This window comes from Clostridium sp. Marseille-Q7071 (assembly GCF_965112025.1).
Window position 1 is genome coordinate 1,042,500 of sequence record NZ_CBCOPR010000001.1, and the last position, 12,462, is coordinate 1,054,961.

Sequence of the window (12,462 nt, forward strand, 5' to 3'; positions counted from 1 at the left end):
TTTTAGAAGTACAAGAATCAATTAAGTTTTTTATAGTAAAAGACATAATAGAAGTTGATATAGATTTCAGTGCAATAAAAATTATTGCTACTATAAATATTTTTTTATATTTAAATAAATATTTTTTCATAATTTGTATTAAAGTCCTTCACAAAAGGTTAAATAGTAATTTTCCATTTCCGTACAAATATCTTTAATACTAAATTGACGTTTATTTAAATTATTTTGCCATTTTTTCATAGAGAGTGGCAAACTAGAAAAATTATAATCTTTTAATATATTTTCTATAGGTGATTTATTTATATTACCCATAGAAAAAACATCATCTGGTATAAATTCGCAGGGTTTTATATTACCATTTTCGCTTATACACCAATTTAAAATTCCTGCACCACAATTTATACATTTATAGTTCTCTTGAAATCCTTTTTGTATTTTTTCTTTATCAAAACTATCTATTATTATATCTTTTTTATACTTCTCTATAAAATTTTTTATGTCATAGTTAGCTTTTTCTAGATCTTCTTCATCTAATATTATATTAGTTAATGATTCTGCTCTACCTAATAATGACAAAGTTCCAAATCTTAAATTTTTTACACCTATATCTATAGAAAATTTAATAAAGTCTTCTATGTCATTTATTGTATTTTTAGTTAGTATAGTACCTACAACGGAATTTATATTAAATTTGTTTAGAAGTTTTACTGCTTGTACAGTTTTTTTATGAGAACCTGCTAATGTGGTGAATTCATCATGTTTTTTCTCATAATTTGAGTATAAAGATAATTGAATGCTGTTTACACCAACAAATTTTTCTATATTTTTGTCATTTATCAATGTACCTGTAGTTGTTATCATTGTAGAAAATTTTTTTTACTGAAATCCAATATTTGAAAAAAGTTGTTATGAAACATAGGTTCTCCACCAGTTAATTGCAATGATCTAATTTTTCCTTTAAAATAACTAAGTAAATTTATTAAATTACTATAATCTATAAAAGTCTTTTCACTAGATGAGCAGCTTTTAAAACAATGAATACATTTTAAATTACATTTATTTGTTAAGCTTATAATTAAATTTAAAGGCATTTTAATACCTTTTTCTCCAGTTTTCATAATATTATAATTTTTTTTGCTTACATCTATACCTAAAGCTTTTGGTTTACTATCTATAAATTCTAAAATTATATCTTTAATTTTACATTTATCTTCTATATTTAATTCATTAGATATAATTTCAATTATTTTTTCCATTGAGTTTAATCCATTTATATATTCCATAATATAAGCTTCTACATTATTTAATATATAAGTGCCATCGGGTGTAAATATAATTCCATGGTCTTCAATTAAATGATAATTACAATCTTTTTTTATATATGGATACATATATGTTCACTCCTTAAAATTACATGCAATCAAGTGAGATTACTTGATTGCATGTTTTTACTAAGCAATTTTTATTTTAGTAATTTTACTAAAGAGGTATTGCAGCGGAAACGTAACGAGGATCAGAGCATATCATTATCTTACGAATACAGTCTGGATATAGAACACTTTTTGAGCTAGTATAATTTAAAAATATTTCTTTACTCACTATTTCTCCCCCTTTCAATATTAAAATTCACTACAATTTTCATGCATGAATTGCAATAATAAGGTGATATATCCTTATAAGTATATTGTCATTTGGCTGAAAAAATGCTAAATACTTTCATAAGTGTTTTTATCTCATATATTCTTATAGAGATATTTTTTATACAAATATTTAACACAAATTTTTAATATTTTATTTTTTACTTGATTTTTATGAATATTACTTGATAAAATCATATTTAGATTCTTAGATAAAACAGTGTAATACGATAATTAGTTATTTTAAGATATTTTAACAAAAAATATAAGTATATAAAACATTTTCATATAGATAAATAGAATGTAATCTTATATAAGGAAAGTAATTCCAGTATAATAGTATTAACTAAACTAAAGTAAAAGAGGTGTAGCGATGACAACATTATATATAACAAGGCATGGAGAAACAGAATGGAATAAACTTGGCAGGATGCAGGGCTGGGGAGATTCTCCTTTAACAGAGCTAGGAATTAAGCAGGCACAATGGTTTAGAGATAGAGTAATAAATTTAGATTTAAATACTATATATACGAGTTCCTCTGAAAGGGCATATAATACAGCAAAAATAATAAAGGGAAATAGAGATATAAAGATAATTAAAGATGATGATTTAAAAGAATTAAAATTAGGACTATGGCAGGGGCTAGATAAAGAAAGTATAAAAGCTCTAGATGAAGAAAACTGTTATAATTACTGGAATAACCCTATAATGTACAAGCCTACAGAAGGTGGAGAGAGTTTTGATGAACTTAAAGATAGGATATATGAAGCTATAATGAAGATTGTTAATAATCATAAAAATGAAAATGTATTAGTAGTTAGTCATGGTATGACAATAAAAGCATTTTTATGTGCTTTACAAAAAAAATCTATAGGACATATATGGGATCCACCTTTTATTCAACAAGGGAGTCTAACATCTATAGAATTTAATGATAATAGTTATAAGATTTTAATGGAAAATGATATATCTCATTATAAACAATAATTTTTATGATATTTACTAACAGGAATATTATAAAATTTAAAATTATAAAGGAATTTAATGAATTATATTATATAGTATTAAAAATTTATATATTTCAATAAAATTATGCTTGGCTAAACATTTAGGCATTTTTTTATCAAAAAATTTAATATACTGAATTTTTTAAATATGACGGTCATCCTTATGAAGATATGATATAATAATATTTAAGCTTATTTTTCGAATACCAATTAGATATTTTCAAAAATAATTAATTGGTATTCTAGTAGCTTACTATATAGCATAATTGGGTTTTGCGGTAATACTACTATTTTATATGACTCTTTATTTGATGTAAACATTATTAGAGTTTTTAAATAGTTATTTGGGACTTTACATTTATGGGATTAAAAATATACAATTTAATAGGATATAAAGCTTTATATTTTAAGAAAGAAGGAATAAGGATTAGAATAAAGGACATTTGGTAACTAGGATAATTCTAAATGGTTACTTAGTTACATTATGAAATATTAGAAGCAAATTTAAGCATGTATAAATAATGAGTGTTCTGTATTCTCCCATTATATAAACCATAATGGGGGAGTTTTATTTTTCTATCAGTTAAGGCATATTCAAAAAATAGCAAGATAATATGTTAGCTCATTTTTCACTTGTTATTTTCTTTCACATGCCTAAAATGCAATTTAATTGCTTTTTATATTAATTTTTGAGGAATTGAAGTAAAGGGGGATGATGATTATGATTAAAAAATTTATTTCTTATTATGCAGGGCACAAAAAATTATTTATAATAGATATGTTTTGTGCATTTTTAGTAGCAGCTTTAGATTTAGCTTTTCCTATGGTTACAAAAGAATTATTAGAAAAGGCTATTCCTAATAGTGATATTAGGATGATAATGAACTTTGTAATTGTACTAACGGTGCTATATGTAATAAAGTTAATCGCTAATTACATAGTTGACTACTGGGGACATGTTATGGGGGTAAGGCTACAATATGATATGAGAAAAGATGTGTTCTCACATTTGCAAACTCTACCATTTAGTTATTTCGATGATAATAAAACTGGTCATTTAATGTCTAGAATAATTAATGATTTAATGGAAATATCAGAACTTGCACATCACGGACCAGAGGACGTATTTATATCATTAGTAATGATTCTAGGTTCTTTCATACTTCTTTGTAGAATTAACGTTAAGTTAACGCTATTAATATTTGCTTGTCTTCCATTTATTATTTGGTTTGCTATGACTAAAAGAATGAAGATGTCAAAAGCTTTTGATGATGTTAGAAAGAAAATAGGTAATGTAAATGCTAAATTAGAAAATAGTATTTCTGGTATTAGGGTTGCAAAATCCTTTACTAATGAAGAATATGAGATGGAAAAATTTGATGAGGGAAATATAGAATTTAAAACCTCGAGATCAGATGCATATAAATATATGGCTGAATTCATGTCTGGTATGAGATTTATGGTAGATATGTTAAATGTAGTTGTCATTGGATTTGGAGGATATTTTGCTTACAAGGAATATATAACTCCAACAGAACTTGTAGCATATCTTTTATATATCACATATTTTATGCAACCAGTAAGAAGGTTAACCGCTTTTGTTGAACAATATCAAAGTGGTATGTCAGGATTTAAAAGGTTTTTAGAAATAATGGAAACTGAGCCTGATATAGTAGATAGTCCAAATGCAGCAGAACTTAAGGATGTAAAAGGTGATATAGAGTTTAAAAATGCATGCTTTAAGTATGATGAGGACACAGAAATTATATCTAATTTGAATTTAAAGATTGAAAAAGGCAAAACTTTAGCTTTAGTAGGACCATCCGGTGGAGGCAAAACTACAATATGTCATTTAATACCTAGATTTTATGAATTAAGTGATGGTAGTATAACCGTTGATGGTATGGATATTAAGGATATAACATTAAAATCTTTAAGAAGAAATATAGGTATAGTTCAACAAGATGTATTCTTATTTACAGGAACAATAAAGGAAAATATTCTTTATGGAAGGCCAGAGGCTAGTGATGAAGATGTTATAAAAGCAGCTAAAAATGCTAACATACATGATTTTATATCTTCACTTCCAGAAGGTTATGATACCTATGTAGGGGAACGAGGAGTAAAGCTTTCAGGTGGACAAAAGCAAAGAATATCTATAGCTAGAGTATTCTTAAAGAATCCTCCAATATTAATATTAGATGAAGCTACTTCAGCCCTAGATAATGCTTCAGAGATTATAATTCAAAAATCCCTTGAAGATCTGTCTAAAGGAAGAACAACAATAGTGGTTGCACATAGGCTTTCTACTATTAAAAATGCAGATGAAATTGTTGTTTTAACTAATAAAGGTATAGTTGAGCAAGGTAATCATGAAGAGCTTATACCAAACAATGGAATTTACTCAAAGCTTTATAACGCTCAATTTAGAGGTTTTATACCAGATGATATGGAATGTTAAATAATATAAGGCATCTTTAAGAAAATAATAGCCAAGTATGTTAGCCTATTTTCCAACATACTAAGCTCATAGAATCCGCCCATAGTAGCACTATGGGCAGAATCCAACGCCTTATATAAAATATTTGAGGAAAATTGTAACAATTTTATACAAGAAAAATATATGTAAAATAAAGGAAATAAACAAAAGCCATAGAATATAATTAACATGAAAAATATGGAAATTATTGAAGATGGGAGAGGAATAATATGATAAAAAACAAAAGTAATATATGCGAACTAATAAATGAAGTAAAGAATTTTTCTTATGAAAAAGAAACTGTGATAATTGATGTGGAACTTAAAACAGAAGAAAGTATGCATATAAGATGTTATGATGAAAAATGTATAATAATTAATTATTATGATTATGAAGAGGGTATATCAGCTCTATACAAAGATAGAAAATATATAAACAAGGTACTTTTCCAATAGTGGAAAAGTACCTTGTTTATATTAACTAATAAAACATATTAAGAAGATAATTGTTATATAAAAATGAAGTTGGGATGTAAAATTAATAAAAAGAATGGACATATTTTACAGAAATATTCGAATATTAAAAGTGTTAAAAACATATTTTCCATAAAGGAATAATCAAGTTTATACAGAACTATTAACTTTAAACAACAGGTATAGAGGGGCAATATATGTTTAGTATATTTAAAATATGGCGAGAGAAACTGATGGCATTCCTTTAGTAAATTAGAGTAAAAATAAGTAATATATCTAACAAATTTTCAAGATATAAAGAAAAAATGAGAATTTAAGAGAAAAAATAAGCAATGTTAATTTATTTTCCATTAATCTACTTTATAAGAATAAATTAATTAATAAAAGAGAAAAATATTAGTTGAATAATAGGATATAAAGTTATAATATTTAATTAAGGTCAAAGAAAGTCAAAGTAAAGTAAAACTTTGGAAGAGGTAATGATTATGGCAAGATTATCAGACATAATTGAAGATTTTATTAAAGATATGATAGAAGAAACTCAAAACAATGAAATTGAAATTCAACGTAATGAGCTAGCTAATTACTTTAGTTGTGCACCGTCACAAATAAATTATGTATTAACTACAAGATTTACAAAAGATAAAGGTTATTATATAGAAAGCAGAAGAGGCGGTGGAGGTTATATACGGATTACTAGAATTGAATACAAATATCATAGTAGCTTACTTGAGGCTATTGATGAAGCGATAGGAAATAATATAACCTATGATAATAGTCTAAGGATACTAAGAGGTCTTAAGGATTCGGGAATTATTAATGAAAGAGAAGAAAATATTATTAAAACTGCACTTAATGATAGAACATTAAGTTATGCAGGAGATATGAAGAATAAGCTAAGAGCAGATATTTTAAGAGCAGTAATATTTAATATATTAAATTAATGAATTCAAAAGGAGTGGTGATATTATGCTTTGTGAAAAATGTAAAAAAAATGAAGCTAATTTCCATATAACTAAAATAGTAAATGGGGTAAAGGAAGAAGAACATCTGTGTGAAATCTGTGCTAAAGAAAATAATACTATGAGTATGCTTCAAGATATGGATTTTTCTCCAAGTTTTTCATTTCAAAACATATTAAGTGGATTCATGGACTATATGAATACTACAACTGAAAGTAAACTTCCTAGTGAAGTAGTTTGTAAAGAGTGCGGTACAACTTATAGAGGATTTAAAGAAACAGGATTACTAGGTTGTGGTAATTGTTATTCAACATTTAAAACAACTATAATACCAATAGTTAAAAGAGTACAAGTAAGTACAGAGCACAATGGAAAGATACCAGTAAAATCTGGTGGAGAAATACTTAAGAAAAAAGAGCTTATAAGGCTTAAGGAAGAACTTCAAAAAGCTATTGCCCTTGAAGAATATGAAAAAGCAGCAGAGCTTAGAGACAAAATTAGGGATTTAAGTTAATAAATCTAGGAGGTATAGTTATGGAAAATTGGATTAAAGCTCATAGTGCAAATGACGATATTGTACTAAGCAGTAGGATAAGGTTAGCTAGAAATATAAAAGGATATCCTTTCCCTAATAAACTTTCAAAAGATAAGGCAATAGAAATAATCAAAAAGGTTGAATCTGCCTTTTATACTTCTTCCTATATAAATGAAAACTTTAAGACCATAAATATGGATAGTATAGATGCAATGGAGATAAACTCTTATTTTGAGAAGCATATTATAAGTGATAATTTAATTGCTAGTAAGGATATATCTGCCTTTATATTAGATAAGGATGAAATTATAAGTATTATGATAAATGAAGAAGATCATTTAAGAATGCAATATATAGTAGGAGGATTTAATTTAAAAAAAGCTTATGAAGAAGTTGATAAGATAGATAATCTTTTAGAGGAAAAATTAGAATTTGTTTTTGACTCTGATTTAGGCTATTTAACAGCATGTCCTACCAATGCAGGTACAGGTTTAAGAGCTTCAGTTATGCTTCATCTTCCTGCATTACATGAAACTAAAGAGATAGAAAATGTTTTTAATGCTGTAAGTAAAATAGGAATGACTATAAGAGGATTATATGGTGAAGGCTCAAAAGGTTATGGAAATATATTCCAAATATCTAATCAAATAACATTAGGACCTAGTGAAGAGGAAATAATAAATGGATTAAATGCCATGGTTTATCAAATTATTGAAAAAGAGAAGTTAGCTAGGGAAAAATTGAAATCTCAATATGAATATGAATTAGAAGATAAAATAATGAGATCTTTAGGGATATTAAAGTCAGCAGTTTTATTAGATTCTAAAGAATGTATGAATTTGCTATCTAATGTTAGATTTGGAGTAGAAATGGGAATAATAAATCATATAGACAAAGTAATATTAAATGAACTTATGGTGGAAACAGGGGTAGCAACGCTTCAGCTTAACGCCAATTCCACTTTAGATAAAAGAGAAAGAGATCTAAATAGAGCTCAAATAGTTAGGAACAAACTACAAAATCTATAATAGAGAGGTGTTTTATATGTTTAATAGATTTACAGAGAGAGCAAGAAATATTCTTATGTATGCCCATGAAGAATCACAAAACTTTAAACATGGTTATGTAGGAACAGAACACGTTATTCTTGGAATCTTAAAAGAAGAAGATAGTATAGCTGCTAGTATATTAAAAAATGCAGGAGTAGATTATAGTACAGTTAAAGAGTTAGTGAATAAATATATAGGTGTTGGAGATATAGAAATGCCTAAAAATGAAATTGCACTAACACCTAGAACTAAAAGATTATTTGAATTAAGTTTAATAGAAGCGAGAGGCTTAAATCAAAATTATATATCACCTGAGCATATATTGTTAGCATTAATTAGGGAACCAGAAGGAGTTGCTTATACAATACTAGGCAACTTAGGAGTAGATTTTTCTAAGGTAAGAAATGAAATTATAAATAATATTGCAGGAGATGAAACTCAGCAAGGCAGTAGTCCAAAGAAAGGAAAAAGTAGTACTCCTACATTAGAAAAATATGGGAAAGATCTAACTGAGCTTGCAAAAGAGGGGAAAATAGATCCTGTTATAGGAAGAGATAAAGAAACAGAAAGAGTTTTGGAGATATTGTGTAGAAGAATTAAAAATAATCCTTGCTTAATAGGAGATCCCGGTGTAGGTAAAACAGCTATAGCAGAGGGATTAGCACAAAAAATTGCAACAGGCAACATTCCAGAGTTGTTAAAAGATAAAAGAGTTGTAACTCTAGACCTATCTTCTATGGTAGCAGGTTCAAAATATAGAGGTGAATTCGAAGAAAGACTTAAAAGTGTAATGGATGAAATTTCAAAAGCTGGAGATGTGATTTTATTTATTGATGAAATTCACACTATAGTTGGTGCTGGCGGTGCAGAAGGTGCTATTGATGCTTCAAACATATTAAAGCCTGCACTTGGTAGAGGTGAGATACAATGTATAGGTGCAACAACTTTAGATGAATATAGAAAATATATAGAAAAAGATGCTGCTCTAGAAAGAAGATTCCAACCTGTTACAGTAGAAGAACCTACTAAAGAAGAAGCAATAGAAATATTAAAAGGATTAAGAGATAAATATGAAGCACATCACAGAGTGAAAATTACTGATGATGCTATATTAGCAGCAGTAAATCTTTCAGATAGATATATAACTGATAGATATTTACCAGATAAAGCTATAGATCTAATTGATGAAGCTGGTTCAAAGGTAAGAATTCAAAATTTAACAGCCCCAAAGGATTTAAAAGAATTAGAAAATGACCTTGAAGTGGTTATAAAAGAAAAGGCTGATGCAATAACAATGCAAGATTTTGAAAAAGCAGCAACTTTAAGGGATAAGGAAAAAGAATTAAAAGACAAATTAGAGGCTTCTAAAAAGAACTGGGTATCTCAAAATAGTGAGGCAGATGCAGTAGTAGATGAAAAGCATATTGCAAATGTAATTTCTAAATGGACCAATATACCAATAGAAAAGCTTACTGAAAGTGAAGCTGAGAGATTATTAAAGCTTGAAGAGATACTTCATAAAAGGGTTATAGGCCAAGAAGAAGCAGTAGAATCTATTGCGAGGGCAGTTAGAAGAGCAAGAGTAGGACTAAAAGATCCAAAGAGACCAATAGGTTCATTTATATTCCTAGGACCAACAGGAGTAGGTAAGACAGAACTTTCAAAAGCATTAGCAGAAGCTATGTTTGGCGATGAAAATAGTATAATTAGAGTAGATATGTCTGAGTATATGGAAAGACATACAGTATCTAAACTTATAGGTGCGCCTCCAGGATATGTAGGTTTTGATGATGGTGGTCAACTAACAGAAAGAATTAGAAGACATCCTTATTCAGTAGTATTATTTGATGAGATAGAAAAAGCTCATCCTGATGTGTTTAATATATTACTTCAAATATTAGAAGATGGAAGGCTTACAGACGGAAAAGGAAAAACTGTCGACTTTAAAAATACAATTGTAATAATGACTTCTAATGCAGGTGCTTCAACTATTAGAAAACAAAAAACTATAGGTTTTTCACAAAGTACTAACGAAGCAAATAATGAACATGAGAAGATGAAAGAAAATATAATGGAAGAATTAAAACGCAGTTTTAGACCAGAATTTTTAAATAGAATAGATGACATCATAGTATTCCATTCTTTAGCAGAAAAAGATCTATTAGAAATAGTAGGATTAATGCTAAACTCCGTTTCCGAAAGATTAAAAGAAAAGGAAATAAATATTAAGTTTGATGAAGAATCTAAGAAATATCTTGCAAAAGAAGGATTTGATCCAACCTATGGTGCAAGGCCACTTAGAAGAGCTATAACTAAAACTGTAGAAGATAAACTATCAGAAGAAATATTAAGAGGCAATGTAAAACAGGGAGATAGTTTAATAGTAACCGTAGAGGAAAATGAACTAAAATTTAATAAGCAGTAATATTTAAAACCCTGTGTCTTTTAAACACAGGGTTTTGGAAAATTACAACAGTTTATATACAAGTTCTAAAATTAATATATATGTGAAAATAGTCGATGCTTTTTAGTATTATAATTAGAACTATTAAATTCACAATTCACAATGCAAAATCCACAATTTTAGATATTTCTCAGTCCTGCTGAGAAATTTAGAATTAATTTATTTTTAAAGTGACACAGTTACTTTTATTAAAGAAAGGTATCTCAAGAAACTAGTTTGATTAAAATTAATTTCCTTCTTAATTGTGTATTGTGAATTGAAAAAAATTTGTATAATATATAAAAAATAAGTTAAAATCTTATATAAGGCATTTTTTAATAAATGACTAGTAAGTGTGCTGGTTATTTTATTTCAGAGGTCTAATAAAAGATTTGCATAATATTTTTGGAGGACAAATTAATGGCTAAGGTTAAAAATATATATATTTGTAATCAATGTGGATATGAATCACCTAAATGGATAGGAAAGTGCCCTAGCTGCAATAACTGGAATACCATGTCAGAAGAGGTTAAGGTTTCATCACAACCACAAGTATTTAATAGAGCAGTTACTATAAGTGGTAATAATAAACCTCAGAATATAAAGGATATTAAGTCTAGTCAATATGAAAGATATAATACTGGAATTACTGAACTCAATAGGGTATTAGGGGGAGGATTAGTTAAGGGGTCTTTAACCTTAATATCTGGTGATCCAGGAATAGGAAAATCTACAATATTACTTCAAAGCGCTAAAAATATTTCTGATAAATATGGAAGAGTCCTTTATGTATCAGGGGAAGAGTCAGAAGAACAAATAAAGATGAGGGCTGAGAGATTAAATTCTATAAGTGATAATTTATATATTGTATCTGAAACTAATATTACAACTATAGAAAATCATGTTCTAGAACTGGAGCCTGTATTTGTAATAATTGATTCCATACAAACCTTATATAAAAATGAAATAAGTTCTGCACCAGGAAGCGTTTCACAGGTTAGAGAATGTACTAATGAACTTATGAGAATAGGTAAAACTAAGGGAATACCCCTATTTATAGTTGCTCATGTTACAAAGCAAGGAGAGCTTGCAGGTCCTAGAGTTTTAGAACACATGGTAGATACAGTTTTATATTTTGAAGGGGAAAGAACTCAAGAATTTAGGATACTAAGAACTATAAAAAATCGTTTTGGAACAACTAGTGAAATTGGTGTCTTTGAAATGAGGCAAAGTGGACTTGAGGAAATTTTAGATGCTTCGAGCGTATTTTTACAAGAAACTTCTTTTGAGCAAGAAGGGTCAGTGGTAATAGGAACTATTGAAGGAACAAGACCATTACTTGTAGAAATACAAGCATTAGTAAGTGAAACTAAAGCTGTTATGCCTAGAAGAACTGCAGTAGGAGTAGACAACTCAAGAATGAGTCTTATATTAGCAGTTCTAGAGAAAAAATTAAGAATTCCTTTTTATAGTAGTGATGTTTATATAAATGTAGTAGGAGGATTAAATATAGAAGGGACCTTTGGAGATCTAGGTCTTGCAGTAGCTCTTATGTCTAGTGCTAAAGGAAAAGAAGTTAAACTTGAAAGACCATTATTTATAGGAGAAGTAGGTTTAACAGGAGAGGTTCGTCCTATATCACATATAGATAAGCTAGTAAATGAGGGCATAAAAATGGGATTTAAAAACATAATTATGCCATTAAGGAATAAAGAAAAAATAGAAAATAAGAAGATAAATATAATAGGAATATCAAATGTTAGAGAAGTAATTAATAAGGTTTTTTAATATAGATATCTAAATTATAGTAAACATAAAAAATACATGTGAAAGGAAGTGAATACCGTTATTATTTCTTTAAAGTAGTTTATATAAC

Annotated in this window: 10 protein-coding genes; 8 read left to right on the top strand and 2 right to left on the bottom strand. The window is 27.8% G+C overall.

Annotation, left to right across the window (positions count from 1 at the left end; all coding sequences use genetic code 11):
• Positions 1-138: 138 nt before the first annotated feature.
• Together ACWPW7_RS04885 and ACWPW7_RS04890 are read right to left on the bottom strand one after the other, a co-directional pair.
• The gene (locus ACWPW7_RS04885; protein ID WP_454052593.1) at positions 139-861 is read right to left on the bottom strand and encodes an SPASM domain-containing protein; all 723 of its coding nucleotides are present in this window, start codon (positions 859-861) and stop codon (positions 139-141) included.
• Positions 858-1,391, bottom strand: coding sequence for a radical SAM protein (locus ACWPW7_RS04890; RefSeq protein WP_454052594.1), 534 nt, complete (start codon positions 1,389-1,391; stop codon positions 858-860). The genes ACWPW7_RS04885 and ACWPW7_RS04890 overlap by 4 nt, the downstream gene beginning before the upstream one ends.
• Positions 1,392-2,010: 619 nt before the next feature.
• On the opposite strand from ACWPW7_RS04890, the gene ACWPW7_RS04895 reads away from it, so the two are divergent.
• The 8 genes from ACWPW7_RS04895 (at position 2,011) to radA (ending at position 12,374) form a co-directional block, all read left to right on the top strand.
• A complete protein-coding gene (locus tag ACWPW7_RS04895; RefSeq protein ID WP_312580085.1) occupies positions 2,011-2,625 on the top strand; it encodes a histidine phosphatase family protein in 615 nt (204 codons plus the stop codon).
• A 741-nt stretch (positions 2,626-3,366) separates the two neighbouring features.
• Positions 3,367-5,106: an ABC transporter ATP-binding protein gene (locus ACWPW7_RS04900; RefSeq protein ID WP_454052595.1), complete on the top strand. Its 1,740-nt coding sequence runs from the start codon at positions 3,367-3,369 to the stop codon at positions 5,104-5,106.
• A 248-nt stretch (positions 5,107-5,354) separates the two neighbouring features.
• Positions 5,355-5,579 (top strand): hypothetical protein, encoded by a 225-nt coding sequence (locus tag ACWPW7_RS04905; protein ID WP_039630614.1) that lies wholly within the window; start codon positions 5,355-5,357, stop codon positions 5,577-5,579.
• 503 nt (positions 5,580-6,082) lie between these two features.
• Entirely contained in the window at positions 6,083-6,541 is a 459-nt protein-coding gene (locus ACWPW7_RS04910) for a CtsR family transcriptional regulator (protein ID WP_454052596.1), read from the top strand.
• Positions 6,542-6,566: 25 nt separating this feature from the next.
• Positions 6,567-7,073: a UvrB/UvrC motif-containing protein gene (locus ACWPW7_RS04915; protein ID WP_454052597.1), complete on the top strand. Its 507-nt coding sequence runs from the start codon at positions 6,567-6,569 to the stop codon at positions 7,071-7,073.
• A 20-nt stretch (positions 7,074-7,093) separates the two neighbouring features.
• Complete coding sequence (locus ACWPW7_RS04920; RefSeq protein WP_454052598.1) at positions 7,094-8,122, top strand: protein arginine kinase; 1,029 nt, start codon at positions 7,094-7,096, stop codon at positions 8,120-8,122.
• A 16-nt stretch (positions 8,123-8,138) separates the two neighbouring features.
• Complete coding sequence (locus ACWPW7_RS04925) at positions 8,139-10,568, top strand: ATP-dependent Clp protease ATP-binding subunit (RefSeq protein ID WP_454052599.1); 2,430 nt, start codon at positions 8,139-8,141, stop codon at positions 10,566-10,568.
• Positions 10,569-11,006: 438 nt separating this feature from the next.
• Positions 11,007-12,374, top strand: a complete 1,368-nt coding sequence (radA, locus tag ACWPW7_RS04930) for a DNA repair protein RadA (protein ID WP_291560666.1) — start codon at positions 11,007-11,009, stop codon at positions 12,372-12,374.
• The last annotated feature ends 88 nt before the right edge of the window (positions 12,375-12,462 follow it).